The sequence below is a fragment of the Spirosoma flavum genome, from assembly GCF_042686045.1.
GTDB classification, from domain to species: domain Bacteria; phylum Bacteroidota; class Bacteroidia; order Cytophagales; family Spirosomataceae; genus Spirosoma; species Spirosoma flavum.
In genome coordinates this window covers 718,007-734,816 of sequence record NZ_JBHUOM010000019.1, presented here as the reverse complement: position 1 = coordinate 734,816, position 16,810 = coordinate 718,007, and the positions used below count along the sequence as shown (strand labels likewise).

The 16,810-nt window shown below is 46.2% G+C and carries 14 protein-coding genes; 13 read left to right on the top strand and 1 reads right to left on the bottom strand.

Translation table 11 applies throughout. The features are described from left to right. Positions 1-52 precede the first annotated feature (52 nt). The gene (locus ACFS25_RS19995) at positions 53-778 is read right to left on the bottom strand and encodes an MIP/aquaporin family protein (RefSeq protein WP_381504500.1); all 726 of its coding nucleotides are present in this window, start codon (positions 776-778) and stop codon (positions 53-55) included. A gap of 227 nt (positions 779-1,005) precedes the next feature. Between ACFS25_RS19995 and ACFS25_RS19990 the strand changes: the two genes are divergently transcribed. From ACFS25_RS19990 to porU, 13 genes are all read left to right on the top strand, one after another. Then, the gene (locus ACFS25_RS19990) at positions 1,006-1,977 is read left to right on the top strand and encodes a zinc-dependent alcohol dehydrogenase family protein (protein WP_381504499.1); all 972 of its coding nucleotides are present in this window, start codon (positions 1,006-1,008) and stop codon (positions 1,975-1,977) included. 207 nt (positions 1,978-2,184) lie between these two features. Further along, positions 2,185-2,895 carry a MotA/TolQ/ExbB proton channel family protein gene (locus ACFS25_RS19985; protein WP_381504497.1) on the top strand — a complete coding sequence of 237 codons (711 nt, stop codon included), beginning with the start codon at positions 2,185-2,187 and terminating at the stop codon, positions 2,893-2,895. 78 nt (positions 2,896-2,973) lie between these two features. Beyond that, a complete protein-coding gene (locus tag ACFS25_RS19980; protein ID WP_381504496.1) occupies positions 2,974-3,366 on the top strand; it encodes an ExbD/TolR family protein in 393 nt (130 codons plus the stop codon). 167 nt (positions 3,367-3,533) lie between these two features. Beyond that, positions 3,534-5,114: an FAD-dependent oxidoreductase gene (locus tag ACFS25_RS19975; protein WP_381504494.1), complete on the top strand. Its 1,581-nt coding sequence runs from the start codon at positions 3,534-3,536 to the stop codon at positions 5,112-5,114. A 55-nt stretch (positions 5,115-5,169) separates the two neighbouring features. Beyond that, a complete protein-coding gene (locus tag ACFS25_RS19970; RefSeq protein WP_381504492.1) occupies positions 5,170-5,991 on the top strand; it encodes a 3'-5' exonuclease in 822 nt (273 codons plus the stop codon). 239 nt (positions 5,992-6,230) lie between these two features. Next, on the top strand, positions 6,231-6,575 hold the full coding sequence (nuoK, locus tag ACFS25_RS19965; protein ID WP_018620220.1) for an NADH-quinone oxidoreductase subunit NuoK: 345 nt from the start codon (positions 6,231-6,233) through the stop codon (positions 6,573-6,575). Between the two features lie 91 nt (positions 6,576-6,666). Continuing rightward, positions 6,667-8,595, top strand: a complete 1,929-nt coding sequence (gene nuoL, locus ACFS25_RS19960; protein ID WP_381504490.1) for an NADH-quinone oxidoreductase subunit L — start codon at positions 6,667-6,669, stop codon at positions 8,593-8,595. 56 nt (positions 8,596-8,651) lie between these two features. Further along, on the top strand, positions 8,652-10,130 hold the full coding sequence (locus ACFS25_RS19955; protein ID WP_381504488.1) for a complex I subunit 4 family protein: 1,479 nt from the start codon (positions 8,652-8,654) through the stop codon (positions 10,128-10,130). Positions 10,131-10,199: 69 nt separating this feature from the next. Continuing rightward, on the top strand, positions 10,200-11,606 hold the full coding sequence (locus ACFS25_RS19950; RefSeq protein ID WP_381504486.1) for an NADH-quinone oxidoreductase subunit N: 1,407 nt from the start codon (positions 10,200-10,202) through the stop codon (positions 11,604-11,606). 134 nt (positions 11,607-11,740) lie between these two features. Next, positions 11,741-12,229: a GtrA family protein gene (locus ACFS25_RS19945; protein WP_381504484.1), complete on the top strand. Its 489-nt coding sequence runs from the start codon at positions 11,741-11,743 to the stop codon at positions 12,227-12,229. A gap of 151 nt (positions 12,230-12,380) precedes the next feature. Continuing rightward, positions 12,381-12,581 (top strand): hypothetical protein, encoded by a 201-nt coding sequence (locus ACFS25_RS19940; RefSeq protein ID WP_381504482.1) that lies wholly within the window; start codon positions 12,381-12,383, stop codon positions 12,579-12,581. Between the two features lie 65 nt (positions 12,582-12,646). After that, positions 12,647-13,261 (top strand): sprT domain-containing protein, encoded by a 615-nt coding sequence (locus tag ACFS25_RS19935; RefSeq protein ID WP_381504480.1) that lies wholly within the window; start codon positions 12,647-12,649, stop codon positions 13,259-13,261. A 113-nt stretch (positions 13,262-13,374) separates the two neighbouring features. Beyond that, positions 13,375-16,716, top strand: coding sequence for a type IX secretion system sortase PorU (gene porU / locus ACFS25_RS19930; protein ID WP_381504478.1), 3,342 nt, complete (start codon positions 13,375-13,377; stop codon positions 16,714-16,716). Positions 16,717-16,810: the final 94 nt, after the last annotated feature.

Genomic DNA, 16,810 nt, shown 5'->3' with positions numbered 1-16,810 from the left:
AGAAAGAGAGACCAGTTGAAAAATAGTTTCACACAGTTTCTAACGGGTAACGTTACAAGGTGAACCAGCGAATCAGCAAACCGCCAACAACAGCGCCAGCCAGCGACCCTACTACGGGAACCCAGGCGTAACCCCAGTCCGATGAGCCTTTGCCCGAAATTGGCAGAAGTGCATGAGCCAGACGTGGGCTAAAATCGCGGGCGGGGCTCATCGCGTAGCCCGTTGTGCCGCCGAGAGACAGACCAATGCTCCACACTAAAATGCCGACAAGATACGGTCCGACACCAATAGCTAGCTCGCCTAAATGTTTTGACGATATACCCGCCAGACCAAGTATTAGTACTAAGGTTGCCAGTAATTCACTCAGGAAATTTGCTCCCTTGTTTCGGATGGCCGGGCTGGTAGCAAAGCAGGCTAATTTGGCCGCCGGGTCGGGGGTAGCTGCCCAATGAGGGAAGTAATGTAGCCAAACTAAGATTGCTCCCAGAAAAGCTCCCATTAATTGTGCCGAGATATAAGGTATTACGTGGCTAAAGTCATTGGTTGCTACGGCGAAGGCAACTGTAACGGCGGGGTTTAGATGAGCATCTATGCTCCCAAACGCTTTGGCAACAAAAACGCCCATCGCTACAGCGAAAGCCCAGCCTGCCGTAATGACAATCCAGCCAGATGATTCACCCTTTGTTTGCCGAAGAACCACGTTTGCCACAACTCCATTACCCAGCAGAAGCAGCACCATTGTACCAATTAATTCACCTAAAAAGGGAGACGTTTGCATTAGTAGTGAGTAGTGATTGAGGGTTGATGAGCTATAGATAAGGCATCATCTACACCAGCTATACTCACCAACAATCAATCACTTCATTCAAGGTTTAGGAATAGTTTGTGCGAATTAAGTGATATTTTTGACCCCATTCCAAATACTGAACCAGAATCTCAGTTGATTCACTCTTTACTGTATCAGTAGTAGCTTAATCATCTGTTTGCTAACGTGCTCATTAACAAATGAAAAGCATCATTTTTGACCAAATCGGCAAACCCGCCAATATTCTCAAACTCATTGAGGTTACACTGCCTGAACCGGGGCCAAATGAGGTGAGAATCAAGGTTATTGCCGCACCAATAAATCCGTCAGACATCATGTTCGTGCAGAACCTGTATGGCATCAGACCCCAGTTACCTTCTGGGGCGGGTTTTGAAGGCGTAGGCATTATAGACGCCCTGGGCGAGGGTGTTCAGATGGAAACGGGGATGCGGGTGAGTTTTACCAGTGTTGGAACTTGGTCGGAGTATGCTATTGCGCACCAACGGAGTCTGATTCCAGTACCCGATGCTATGTCGGATGAGGTCGCGGCTCAATTATTTGTAAATCCGTTTACTGCCTATGCAATGGTGCAGGACTCGGGTGTGCCAGAAGGTGGCTGGCTCATGATAACGGCAGCCGGATCAGCCTTCGGTAAACTAGTCATTCAACTCTGCGCCATGCGGGGTATCAAGACCATTGGCACTGTCCGGCGAGACGATCTCAACGACGAACTAAAAGCACTTGGTTTAACACAAGTGATTAATACGGAAACGGAAAATATGGCGGCTCGCGTCAAACAAATCACGGAGGGTAACGGCGTAACCTGTGTACTCGACTCTGTTGGTGGTCATACAGCTACGGAAGCCTTCAAGTGTATGGCTAGAGGTGGTACAATGCTTATTTATGGATTGATGAGTTTGCAGGATCCTATAATGAATGCGGGATTAATAATATTTAGAGAATTAACCGTCAAGGGTTTCTGGCTTACCGACTGGATGCGCCGGGTTGACCGCCAGACCCGGCAGGAGGTAGCCCAAAACGTAATTAGTTTACTGACATCGGGAAAAATTCAATTACCTGTCGAAGCATCCTATTCACTTGACCAGATTGTCGAAGCCATCGAACATACCGAACGTCCTGGACGCCGGGGAAAGATTTTGATGAAACCCTAGTAAACTCCTGTCCTTCGTGATGCGGTTTCAGGCGTAGTCTACTCGCTATTGATGGCATGTTAGCGATCCCTAGGCTCACTTTCGCTAAGTTTCTATTTTGATTAAAGCGAGCTTCATTATATTTGACAACAATATACGGAGAAACCAGCGCGTTTGTTTCAATAACGACTACTGGTTTACCCTCATCCACTTACCCGACTCGTTCGTATGCTCTTGCTCCAGGTTCCGGCTATCGATACTACGGCCGCATCACTGTCGGCCACTACGGCTGCTCAACCCCAAAGTTTGCAACTATTTGACTTGGTAGCCAAAGGCGGTTGGGTCATGGTTCCCATCGCGTTTTTGTTTTTCTCTGCTCTCTATCTAATCCTTGAGCGGTATTTCGTAATTCGCTCTCAGAGTCGTTACGAGGGCAATTTCATCGATAATATTCGGGATATGGTGGCTCAGGGAAATATCAAATCAGCCGAATCATTTGCTAAGAACCAGCGTACGGCTATGGGACGCGTGTTCGAAAAGGCTATTGGGCGCATTGGTTCGCCTATCCGTGAAATTGAAAGCACAATCGAAACGGTTGGTCAGATTGAACTGTCTCGTTTAGAACGGAATATGGGTTATCTGGGTATTATAGCCGGTATCGCCCCGATGATGGGCTTTATCGGGACTATTTCCGGGATTATTCGTATTTTCTACGATATTTCGCTGTCTGATAACATTAGCGTTGGCATCATTGCCGGTGGCTTGTACGAAAAAATGATTACGTCGGGAGCTGGTCTTATTGTAGGAGTTATTGCTTATACGGGCTATCACCTGCTTAATATGATGATTGAGCGGTTTACGCTTGCGCTGGAAATAAATGCCTTCGAATTTATTGAAGTGCTTCAGAAACCAACTACTGAGCCTGCCCGAATGCGGTAAGGTAGAGCCGACCGTTACGGTTGGTTATGTAAGACGTTAATTTGGCAATAGCTGACCGTCACGGTTGGCTCTATACCTATGAAACTCCGAAGAAAACAAAAATTTGCTGCCGAAGTTGCGACCTCTTCGCTGAACGACATCATGTTTTTCCTGTTGTTGTTCTTCCTGATTATTTCGACGGTGGCTAACCCGAACGTAATCAAACTGATGCTTCCCAAAGCTTCGGCGACACAACAGTTGAGCAAAAAGCAGGTGACGCTGTCAGTCGACGAAAACAAAAAGTATTTTATTGATAAAAAACCGGTTGAGCCTGCTAATCTGGAAACCGAACTCAAAACGATGATGGCTGGTATTGCCGAACCAACCGTTGTGGTGCGTTTTGACAAAACCTTAACGGTACAGGATTTGGTAGATGTACTGCAAACCGGTGCTAAACTGAACATCAGAATGGTAATGGCGACCTCGAAATAACCATCAGAATTGCCTGGCAGTAACAAACCGGTAGTCGTTCACCAAGAAATAATTAAATTAAAGAGTTGATATACTTTCGAGTCGGTGCATAAACATGCACCGACTTTTTTGTTGGATTAAATCAATTCATTCGTCTTTGTGGTTTAATAAAACAAACTTAACCACTCATGATAGCTGACTACACCGAAGCCCCCGTTTGCCATATCGATGATCTGATTGATGGTGAACTAAAAGAAGTTCGCGTGGGCGATACTGATATATTATTGGTTCGTGCCGATGGCCAGTATTATGCACTCCACCCTAAATGTTCTCATTATCAGGGTCCTTTGGTAAAAGGTTTGCTTAATGGTCACCGGCTCGTTTGCCCCTGGCACAATGCCTGCTTCGATGTTAGAGATGGTCATCGGTTGGAAGCTCCGGCCTTGAACGGGTTGCCTACACATGAAGTACGCATAGAAGGCGATCAGGTATTTGTGCGGCTGACTACGGATAAAGAGAGTCTGGAAAATCCAATGTCTGCACCCGATGAGGCTAATCCTGAAACCTACGTCATCGTTGGCAGTGGGGGAGCCGGGGCATTTGCCGCCGAAGGAATGCGTGAGGGTGGTTTTACGGGTAAAATCGTGATGCTGACCGAAAGCTCAGAAGGGCCCTATGATCGCCCAAACTGCTCGAAAGATTACCTCCAGGGCAAAGCACCGGATGAGTGGATGGCACTTCGCACGGATGAGTTTTACAAAGATTATGGTATCGAAGTCCGAACAGGCCAGCATGCAACGGCTCTTGATCCGGTCATGAAACGCATCGAACTCGCTTCTGGCGAAACGATCACATACGACAAAGCACTACTGTGTTCAGGCGGTAAGCCGAACATGTTGCCGGGAGTAGCGTCAGATTTAAACGGAGTTTATGCTCTCCGTAGTTTGCACGATAGTCATACCTTGAGAAAATTAGGCCAACAAGGAAAGCGTGTTGTTATCATTGGCAGCTCGTTTATTGGGCTGGAAGGAGCCATGAGCCTGCGTAAGTTAGGTAGTGAAGTTGATGTAGTTGGTTTGGAAAATACTCCTTTTGAGAAAATCCTGGGTGAGAAAATTGGCCACGTTGTGCAGGGTTGGCATGAGAAAGAAGGCATCCGATTTCACCTCGGTAGGCAAGTTGATCATTTAGAAGGCGATGACACAGTCAGTGCAGTAATACTTGATAACGGCGAACGGCTTTCTGCCGATTTTGTCTTGCTGGGTTTAGGCGTTAAACCGCGTACTGATTTTCTGAAAGGAATTGCGCTTGAAAAAGATGGGGGTGTTAAAACGGACGCGTATTTAAACGTGGCGGATGATCTATATGCCGCTGGTGACATTGCTCATTACCCAACATCCAGTGGTTTACAACGCATTGAGCATTGGAAAGTAGCTGGTCAGCAAGGCCACATAGCGGGCTTGAACATGGCCGGAAAAGAAACGCCTTATCTGTTGGTGCCGTTTTTCTGGAGCAATCAGCAGGGTAAGCGGATTAACTACATCGGTCACGCTACTAAGGTGGACGATATTATTTACGAGGGTGATCCGGAGAAAGACGATGCATTTTTGGCATTATATGTCCAGGATGGCCAAATAAAAGCGGCTGCCGGCCTTAAACGCGATCAGGACATTATTGCCATTCGGGAGTTGATGCAGGAAGGCCGAATGCCTTCGGTCGAAACCGTTCGGCAAGGAGTTCAGTGGGGGAAGGTGTTGAAAATAGACTGATTCCTCCAAAACGTGTTTACCTTTGTAACCTGGCCGCGCAAAACTCGGTTTGGTTATGACACATCAACTTGTACTCAAAAAGCCGCTCGCTTTCTTCGACCTCGAAACGACCGGCATCAACATCGCCAAGGACCGCATTATTGATATCTGTATTATTAAAGCGTTGCCCGGTGGCGAGGCAGTCAGTAAAACACAGCGTGTTCATCCGGGTATGCCAATTCCGCTGGAGTCGAGTCTGATTCATGGTATATATGATGATGATGTTCAGGATGCGCCCCCATTTAAGGCCGTTGCCCGGACATTGGCGCAGTTTATTGATGGCTGCGATTTGGCAGGCTTCAACTGCAATCGGTTCGATGTGCCGCTTTTGGTCGAAGAGTTTTTACGAGCCAACGTGGATTTTGATATGAAAAACCGGCGGTTGGTAGATGCCCAGCGAATTTTTCACCTTATGGAGCCGCGTAATCTTTCGGCGGCCTACCGCTTTTATTGCAACAAAGAACTAGTTGGCGCACATGGCGCCGAAGCCGATACAATTGCCACCCTCGAAGTGCTCAATGCACAGGTGCAGCGGTATATGGGTATGGTGGCCAAATCTGACAGCGGGGCGGAAGTCGTGTTCGAAAATGACGTTGACATGCTTCATAGCCTGACCGCCAACACGAATATTGACCTCGCTGGACGAATGATTGTCAACGATAAAGGCGAAGAGGTATTCAATTTCGGGAAAAATAAAGGTGTGCCCGTATTAGAAGTACTCAAGAAAGAACCTTCTTTCTACGACTGGATATTAAAAGGCGAGTTTCCACTTGATACAAAACGACGGCTTACCGAAATTCGACTGCGAATGTTCAGTACCAGTAATGGGAAGCGATAAATTATCGCCTGTTTTGATGTTACTATCACTTTAATACAGCCGGAATAATTGGGCTATTCGTACCCGGAATACGCAATAGTTGCCTAGTGGAAAACAGATTACCGTAACTGGGTAGCCCATCAAGTATGACAGTGTTTTTACCAATGTTTTGTCATAAGCCTGTATAGAGACGAAAAACACCTTTACACCAATGCCGAATAATCTTTACCTTTGCGATACTTTCTATTAACCGGCAAGCCATGCAACCCACGCAGGACGTCCTCATTCCGGAAGTCATTCAACAAATACCGCTTACGTACTACCTGATTCTCAGTACCGCACTGTTCGTTATTGGTATTATTGGTGTACTAACCCGGCGAAACGCCATCATTATCTTCATGTCCATCGAGTTAATGCTCAACTCGGTCAATTTGTTACTAATTGCCTTTTCGTCGTATCGCTCCGACTCTGCCGGGCAGGTATTCGTCTTTTTTATTATGGCCGTTGCTGCCGCCGAAGTATCGGTTGGATTGGCCATTATTGTTATGATTTACCGCAATACCCGCTCTATTGATGTAGGATTGCTCAATAAATTGAAATGGTAATGTATGATTGGATATTAGTAGAGGCCTTTGGCCTGTCTATCACCGCTCTGGCGGTCCAATCATTTGCTCAATCACTCATTCACTATTATTCATGCGACTAGAATTACTCTGTGCGTTAATTCCGCTCTTTCCGCTAATTGGATTTATTATCAATGGCATTGGCTTTCGTCGGGTACCAAAGGGCTTGGCGGGAGGAATCGCAACAGTGGCCGTGCTGGCCTCATTTGTGTTGTCAGTAATTCTGTTCCGATCGTTTGTTGGCAATGAGAATCAGGCTGGCGCTGCCGAACCCATAGTTGCCACACTCTTTGACTGGATTAGCGTTGGCGATTTGCATATCAACTTTTCGTTTCAGATTGACCAGCTATCCCTGCTGATGTTGCTGATTGTAACGGGTGTTGGCTCGCTGATTCACGTGTATAGCATTGGCTATATGAGCCACGACGAAGGATTTGGTAAATTTATGGCCTTCCTGAATCTCTTTATCTTCTTCATGTTGCTGCTGGTGATGGGGTCAAACTACGTCATCATGTTCATTGGCTGGGAGGGTGTAGGATTATGTTCCTACCTGCTTATCGGCTTCTGGAATAGGAATATCAGCTTTAACAATGCTGCCCGTAAAGCCTTTGTCATGAACCGAATTGGTGATTTGGGTTTCCTGCTGGGCATTTTCATGCTTATCAATACCTTCGGATCGGTCGAGTATCTGGACATCTTTAAACAGGCTACGAGCTTAGAAATAGGCGATAAGACAATTCTTGCCATTACGCTTTTGCTGTTTGTGGGAGCAATGGGTAAATCGGCGCAGATTCCACTCTATACATGGCTTCCCGACGCGATGGCCGGTCCTACGCCAGTTTCGGCCCTGATTCACGCGGCTACCATGGTAACGGCGGGTATCTATATGGTTGTTCGCTCTAATGTGCTGTATACACTTTCGCCGTTAACACTCGAAATTATTGGTGGCATTGCCATAGCGACGGCTCTATTAGCGGCTACTATTGGCCTGCTGCAAAACGACATCAAAAAAGTATTGGCTTACTCAACTGTCTCGCAGTTGGGGTATATGTTCCTCGGACTAAGCGCAACGGCTTATACAGCAGGCATGTTTCACGTTATTACGCATGCTTTCTTCAAAGCCCTTCTATTCCTCGGAGCCGGTAGTGTTATCCATGCCATGTCTGATGAGCAGGATATTCGAAAAATGGGTGGTCTACGGAAAGTGTTGCCTATTACGTTCATTACATTCCTGATTGGCACGATTGCCATCTCGGGCCTGCCACCCTTCGCCGGGTTTTTCTCGAAAGATGAAATCTTGGCCCACGTTTTCGAGCACAATAAATTGCTTTGGGCATTGGGTGTCTTTGGTTCCGGTCTAACGTCCTTCTATATGTTCCGGCTGCTGTTCCTGACCTTCTTTGGTGAGTTCCGTGGTACAGAAGAGCAACGGCATCATTTGCATGAGTCACCCAGCACGATGACTATTCCGTTGATTGTCTTAGCCATTTTATCAGCTGCTGGTGGCGCACTGAACCTGCCGGGCGATGGCTGGCTGAGTCATTTTATGGCCCCCTTATTTGAAGGTTCACGGCAGGTGAGCCCCGAAGCTTTTGCTGAATCGACGGTTGAGTCTAGTACCGAATATATATTAATGGCCGTTTCGGCGGGCGTTGCCTTGTTGGCACTGATTATCGCTTACGTGATGTATATCAGCCGTCAGGCAATTCCGGCCTCTGAATCGACTGAGCGATCGCTGCCAGAGCAAGTTGTGTACAACAAATATTACGTAGACGAATTATACGAAGCTATCATTATCCGGCCAATTCGTGGGCTGGGCGATGTGTTGTATAGTTTTGGCGAAGGACTTGTCGATGGCATTGTAAATGGCATAGCTTGGCTTGTTCAGAAAAGTTCGGCGCAGTTGCGATTGTTACAAAGCGGCTCAATTGGCTTTTACGTGTTGGCAATGGTCGTTAGTATTGTTGTCATTTTTGCCCTGCGGTTCTTCATTCGGTTATAAGGTTATATACAACAGACAGGCGCTGTAGTGCAGGTTGCCCATCATAAATCATTAATATGCTCACCCTATTCCTCATTCTTTACCCTGCCATAGCGGCTACCCTGATTTTTGCTTTTCGGGGAGAACGGATAAAACAGGTAGCTATGGTAGCTGCTTTAGTTGAGTTTGCTTTTGCCGGTTATGCCTTTCTGGGATTTCGACCCGATGCCAGTTCGCAGTTTGGTTTCGATTATCCGTGGATTGGCTCGTTGGGAATCCGTTTAAGCGCGGGTATCGACGGCATCAGCGTGTTGCTGGTTTTATTGACGGGGCTATTGGTGCCGCTCATCATATTATCAACCTTCAACCGAACCTACAAACAACCCGCTACCTTCTACGCGCTTATGCTATTCATGCAGGCTGCGCTGATGGGCGTTTTCACCGCCCGCGATGGGTTTCTATTCTATTTTTTCTTCGAAGCTGCGCTGATTCCGATTTATTTTCTGGCGGCTATGTGGGGTGGGGAAAATCGAATTCCAGTCACCTTCAAATTCTTCGTTTATACTATTTTCGGGAGCCTATTTATGTTAGTCGCTCTGGTGTATCTCTATTACCAGACTCCAGCGACAAACGTAGCTGCCCACTCATCGGCTATTGCTGACTTCTACAAACTTAGCCTAACTCCGGAATCACAAAACTGGGTTTTTTGGGCGTTCTTTATTGCCTTTGCTATCAAGATGCCCGTGTTCCCTTTTCATACATGGCAACCCGATACGTATGTTGAATCGCCAACGCCTGCTACGATGTTGTTGGCTGGTATCATGCTCAAAATGGGTGTCTATGGCCTGATTCGGTTTATCCTGCCTATTGTGCCGCTCGGCGTTGAAACCTGGGGAAAAACTGCCATTATTTTAGCGGTTATTGGAATCGTTTATGGCGCAATAATTGCCATTCGTCAGCGCGACATGAAGCGACTCATTGCTTACTCGTCGTTTTCGCACGTTGGCTTGATGGCGGCTGGTGTATTCTCCCAAACCGAAACGGGTATGCAGGGCGCACTGGTACAAATGCTGGCGCACGGTATCAATGTTGTGGGTCTGTTTTTTGTGGCCGATATTATTTTCTCCCGTACGAACACCCGCCAACTCGACCAACTTGGGGGCATTACCCAATCGACACCAAAACTGACGGTTTATTTTATGATTATGCTGTTAGGTAGTGTGGCCTTACCGCTTACAAATGGCTTTATCGGTGAGTTCCTTCTGCTACACGGTGTCTTTACCTATAACCACTACCTGGGCTTAGCGGCTGGATTTACCATTATTTTTGGTGCCGTTTATATGCTCCGTATGTTCCAGAAAAGCATGTTCGGACCAACATCATCCCGAACCGAATCATTTACTGATCTAACCCTTTCTGAAAGCTGGGTATTTATTCCGCTGGTCGTAATGGTATTCTGGATCGGCATTTATCCGAACTCATTCCTGAAAGTAACCGAACCCGCTGTAGCGAACCTGATGAAATACATCGGCACGACGGCGGTGTCAATGAAATAAGCCATCAGTAGCCGAGTCGAAAATTAGCGACTAGCCACTCAATACCATTAATGACTAACCACTGAAAGCATGCTTCCCATTGTTCTGTTATCGGTTTTTGGCATAGCGCTGCTGTTTCTTGGCTTCCTGAAGTCAAAAGCAATTCTACTGCCCGCAACCCTATTGTTTTTGCTTATCATACTGGCCGTCAACTTTCTTGACTGGAATAAAACATATCTGTATTTCAATGATATGCTGCGAACGAACAACCTCTCGATGGTATTTACCGCCATTGTTCTGGGGTCGGCATTCCTTGTAATCGCGTTGTCGGGTAGTTTAATCGAAAGTGAAGAAGCACAACCAGCCGAATATTACGCTATTATTTTGTTCTCGTTGGTCGGGGCAGTCATGATGATTACTTTCGAGAACCTGATTATGCTGTTCGTTGGTGTCGAAATTCTGTCAGTTGCCATGTATGTATTAACGGGTAGCGATAAGCATAACCTGCGCTCAAACGAAGCCGCTCTGAAGTATTTTCTCATGGGCGCCTTTACCACAGGCATTATGCTATTTGGTATGGCTCTCCTATACGGTGCCACGGGTTCATTCACAATAGCAGGCATCGGTGCTTATGCCGCCCATCCACAAGTAGGACTCTCTTTGTTGCTTTATGTTGGTTTGCTGATGCTGTTAATTGGTTTGCTATTTAAAGTATCTGCAGCGCCATTTCATTTCTGGACGCCCGATGTTTACGACGGGGCCCCCACAATTTTTACCGCATTTATGTCAACCGTTGTTAAAACGGCTGGCTTCGCTGCGTTATTCCGCTTGTTGTCTGTTTCATTTGGTGGTGTATACACGTTCTGGTGGACCCTTCTGGCCATTATCGCAGCGATCACACTTCTAGTGGGGAATGTTACAGCCGTCTATCAGAATAGCTTCAAGCGCATGTTGGCTTATTCCAGTATTTCACACGCGGGCTATTTGCTGATTGGTATAGCGGCTTTGGGAACACAGACGAAGCAAGCTATTGTCTTTTATTCGCTTGCCTACTCGGTTGCAACAATTTCGGCTTTCGGAATATTGTTACTTATTGCTCAGCAACGTAGTACGCAAACAATTTCTGGCGAAGGGATAGCAACTGAAAACTTCGATTCCTTTAATGGTTTGGCCCGCCAGAATCCATTTTTGGGTTTTGCTATGACTGTATCAATGCTATCGCTTGCCGGAATTCCATTGACAGCCGGTTTTTGGGGTAAGTTCTATATATTCTCAACGGCTGTTGAGCGGGGACAAATCTGGTTGCTTGTCGTCGCGGTGCTTATGTCGGCCGTTGGTATTTATTACTATTTCCGCGTCATTATTGCTATGTACTTCCGGGACGGAGCAACGGAGCCTATTCGCGTAGCTCCATTTTATGGCTATGTGTTGTTGGCGGCTACAATCATAACACTAGGACTGGGTATAGCACCCGGCCTCCTACAAGGTCTATTCTGAAATAGCATGTAATTTATAGGTGTCCCGTACCCTAAGTAATAATTTATAGTTTGCTATTGAATGTGTAGTTTTGTAATGTTTGGTAGCTAAACAACAATAAGTTGGACATTTTTTTGTCAAGTAAAATACCTAAAGTGAGCAGTAACGACCAGCCTAAATATAAAAACTACAAAAGTTTTTTCTCGTTCTTCTTGACGGCTCTATTCGGTGCCTCTGTTAATTTTTTTAGTCAGATATTCTATCGCAAGTCTTTTGATTATTCTACCAGTGTTTTTCTGGGCTATTTAACGGCTACAATTGTTAGTTTCGTTCCTACTAAACTCTTCGCATTCTCAGCCCAACAAACGGGTAATACAGCGCGTGAGATGATTAAGTTTGGCATTATTGCGCTAATAGCCTGGGGTGTTCAGGTGGGCGTTGCTGTAGCCACACTTGAATGGATTGCAAACCCACATTTTCCGAAAGTTAGTATGTTCTGGCGCGAGAAAGGTTCGCACGTTGTTGGTATGGGATTCAGCTTCTTAGCTAATTATTTCGGTCATAAAATGTTGACCTTCCGCAACACAGGCGTATATGATAAAATCCGCTCTCGCTCGTCCAGACAGGAAGAAAAACAATTTTAATAAAAATAGCCTGCTTCAATTAATTCAATTTAAAATAGGATTATTCTAGTGGTAATCCTTGTTTAATTGAAATTAGTGGGCCATGTGATTGGATTGCTCTGGAAAAAACTATATTTGCGGCCAGGAACCTAAAATAGATCACTGAAAAATAATGAAAAAATTATTCGCATTATTGTTCGTTAGCAGCATGCTGACGTTCGCGGCTTGCCAGAGCAAACCTAAAACCGAAGAAACTACAACAGATTCGACAGCTGTAATGTCAACTGACACGACAACGATGGCTACGGATTCAGCTTCGACCATGTCGACTGATTCAGCTTCGACTATGTCGGCTGATAGCGCGAAGAAGTAATTTCTCTTCTCGTCAAAAGTTAAAAAAAAGCCTTATTTTTATAAGGCTTTTTTGTTTTCCACACCTTGATCGACCCGTTTACAACCTATTTTCCTCCAATTGCTGCTCCCTATTGTCGTCAGCTTTGGCAGCACTATAACTTCAACTTCCGAGTTGTTAAACCGCGCCGGACACGTCTGGGTGATTTCAGAGCACTTCCCCATGCTCAGACGCAGATTACGGTAAATGCAAACCTCAATCCGTATGCTTTCTTGATTACCTATGTTCACGAAGTAGCCCATGCGGATGTAAACCGTCAATATAAAAAGAGGGTACAGCCTCACGGTAACGCCTGGCAAACAGCTTTCCAACGGCTTATGCAGCCGCTTTTGACCGAAGCCGTTTTTCCAGAGACTATCCTGAAACCACTTCAACGCTATATGGCTAAACCAGCGGCCACAACCTACGCCAATCCAGCTCTTATGATAGCATTACGGCAACTGGATGTTGTGGTAACGGATGCAGTTGAAGAAAACAAAGTGCTTTTGTGTAATGTGCCTGAAGGAAAGGCATTTCTGTTTGCTAAAAAGACATATATACGAGGTACGCTTCGACGAACTCGTGTTGTTTGTAAAGAAGTGTCGTCGGGTAGATCATACGCAATTCTGGCGCACGCATGGGTTGAAATTAACGGACAATGAAAATTGGTAAATGTATAAATGGACTGGCGAAAAGGCTGAAGCAACCGCTTTGGGCAAAGATGGCAGTGGTTTTCAGTGTACATTATTTCGTGTTTATAATTCATTCAGAAACGTTGGCACAGTCAGTCTTAAAGGCGGGCCTCTGGGTGAAAATTGGCGTTACACAATCGGGCGCGTACCGGATTAGTCAAGCTCAATTAGCTCAGCTTAATCCTGCTTTTGCCACTGCCGATCCACGCCGGTTACGGCTTTATGGAAATGGAGGAGCTGTTTTACCCCAACCTAATGCTATTCCACGTCCATCTGATTTAACCGAAAATGCAATTCAGGTAGTAGGTGAGGCTGACGGTCGATTCGATGCGGGCGACGCTCTATTGTTTTTTGGTCAAAGTCCGCACGTCATTCGCTACGATTCGACCGCCCGGCGTTTCATGCATCAGATCAATGTGTATTCAGACACAACCTTCTATTTTTTGACAATTGGGGAGGTGCCCGGTCTACGCATGGCTGATAGACCGGCTGGTTCCTTGTTAGCAACACCTACAATCACAACGTTTGACGATTACCAGTATCATGAGCAGGATTTGTTGAAAGTTCCGTCGGTACGCTCTGGCCGGGAATGGTTGGGCGAGTATTTAACTATCGACACGACACAGACTTTTCCTTTTGATGTAGCTGGAATTGTGTCAGGTTTGCCTCTCCGATTGACAGCTTCGGTAGTGGCCGGGGCTACGTCGTCAACTCAATTTCGACTTCAAGCCAATGACCAATTGGTTGGCACAATGGCCATGTCAGCTATATCCGGTTACGAATATGATTACCAGGGCGTTGCGCGGACAGATACTTTTTTAGCTAAACTAACGAAGGTCGAAAGTCCAATTCGTTTGGCATTGACATTCCGGAAAAATGGACAGTCTTCAGCGCAGGGTTATCTTAATTTTCTCTCGTTGCAAACTCGGCGCGAGCTCCGGCAATACGATAAATCAATTTGGGTACGCCGATTGTTGGCCGGTCAATACGCTGTTCAGCAGGCAAGTACCAGTTTGCGCGTTTGGGATGTAACGAATCCACTCGTTCCTAGTATGCAGGAATATGTATTGTCTGCTACGCAAGCAGCTAGTTGGTCGGCTGTCCGACTTAGCGATTATTTTCTGTTCACTGAAGCGCAGTACTTAGCGCCCGTATCGCTGATAACAGTAGCTAATCAGACTATACGCGCCCAACCTGTACCCGACTTGCTTCTTGTAACACCGGCCTCCTGGCGTGAACAGGCTGAACGATTGGCTCAGTTTCGGCGTGACCATGATCAGCTTTCCGTTTTGGTTGTCACAACGCAGCAAGTCTACAATGAGTTTGGATCTGGTCAACCTGACCCAACGGCCATCCGGGATATGGCCAGATATTTTTACCAGCAACAACCCACTAAAATCCGGTACCTGTTACTTTTCGGTGATGCAACTTATAATTACCGAAACATAGGCGGGCTACTTAGCCCAACGCAGTTGGCTAATATGGTTCCGGTTTATGAAAGTCGAGAGTCATTACACCCGGTTCTGAGTTATTCGTCCGATGATTATTTTGGGTTTATGGATACCAGCGAAGGAGAATGGACTGAAAATCAGACTGGTGACTATAAAATGGATATTGGCGTTGGTCGGCTACCTGTAAAATCAGTAGACGAAGCCAGTACGATTGTTGATAAACTCATTCGCTATACGTCTGATCCAACGTTAACGGGCGACTGGCAAAGTCGATTGATGTTCGTCGCCGATGATGGTGATTATAATATTCACCAGCAGGATGCCGATCAAATGGTGAGAAGCGTTGAGAGAACAGCCCCGGCGTATCGACCGCAACGTGTATTTCTGGATGATTATCCCCAAGAAAATACAAGTGATGGACAGAAAGTCCCGGTCGTAAACCAAATCATCAATCAGGGGATGGCTGACGGACAACTCATTATCAATTATAGCGGACATGGTGGAATTTTGGGCCTTGCCGACGAACAGATTGTTACACTTCAGGATATTCTTTCCTGGAAAAATCGCCGATTACCGTTGTTCGTAACTGCTACCTGTCAGTTTGGACGGTATGATGATCCTAGTGTTACGTCTGGTGCCGAATTGACTCTATTGAGCCGAACCGGCGGAGCAATTGGCCTGCTAACGACAACGCGGCCCGTGTATGCCAACACCAATCTACTACTGAATCAGGCATTTTATGAGGCTGTTTTTAAACCAATTAATGGTCAAATGCCTCGTTTGGGTGAGGTAATGCGCAGTACAAAAAATAATAGTTTAAGTGGTCCTGTTAACCGCAACTTCGCACTCCTCGGGGATCCATCTATGCGCCTGGCCTACCCGCAAGCCCAGGCAGTACTTACGCAAGTGAATAACAAAACCGTAACGGCTAACCGAATTGATACGCTCAAGGCATTGCAAACAGCTGAACTGTCGGGCGAAATCCGACAACAAGGTCAACGGCTCTCAAACTTTTCGGGTCTCCTCCGGCTAACGTTGTATGACAAAACGACTACGCATACAACGCTGGGATCTGAAGCGGATAGCCCTAAAATGACGTATCAGGCGTTTTCTAACCCGATTTTTACCGGACAGGTGCTCGTGAAACAAGGGCAATTTACCGTTAGGTTTACTATGCCTAAAGATATTGATTATATCGTTGGCCAAGCGAAAGTATATCTCTATGCTGTACAGGCCGATAGTGTACTAGATGCGGTTGGAAGTTATGATAGTCTTCTTGTTGGTGGCAGTGTTCTTGCAGATAGTGTAGATAATCAGCCGCCAACAGTGTCCCTCTCGATAATTGGAGGAACACCTGAAAACGAAGCCATACGGGTGGCGGGGCCAGATGTAACGTTGCGGATTAGTTTAGCCGATAATCGGGGAATCAATATTGCCCAGTCGGGCTTGGGGCATGAACTTACCGCCCGGCTCAATGCTGAACCTGTAGTTATTTTAAACGAAAGCTACGTTGCCAATGGTGCCGATGGACGACAGGGTGAAGTTCAGTACACGTTTCGGGACGTAGCACCAGGAACGTACACGATTCAGGTTAAAGCATGGGATATTAACAATAATTCAGCGGAGGGCACGTTGACCATAATAGTTTCGGCACGGCCAGGGCTGGAAGTAAACCGATTACGAGCCAGCCCAAACCCGGTTACTGCTCAAACGTCATTAGTGGCCGAGTTGAATCGCTCAGGTGAGCCGCTAGACTGGACATCGAGTATATATGATCTTACCGGACGATTGATAAATCAGCAAAAAGGTCAGTGTACAGATTGTGAAGCAATAATAGATGCTGGAACCTGGAGCGGCCTTACCAACTCAGGGCAGTCTTTACCAAATGGTCTGTATATTGTTCAGTTTCAAGTCCGTTCAGCGGTAGATGGTACAGTGGCTAACGGTACGTGTCGGTTACTTTTAACCAAATGATTTCACAGACTTAAAGTATCTCGTTTTTTCTAATCCAACCTTTCATTGTAATTTTGACCGCACAGGACTGCCATTCTCACTATCACCGGTCGCT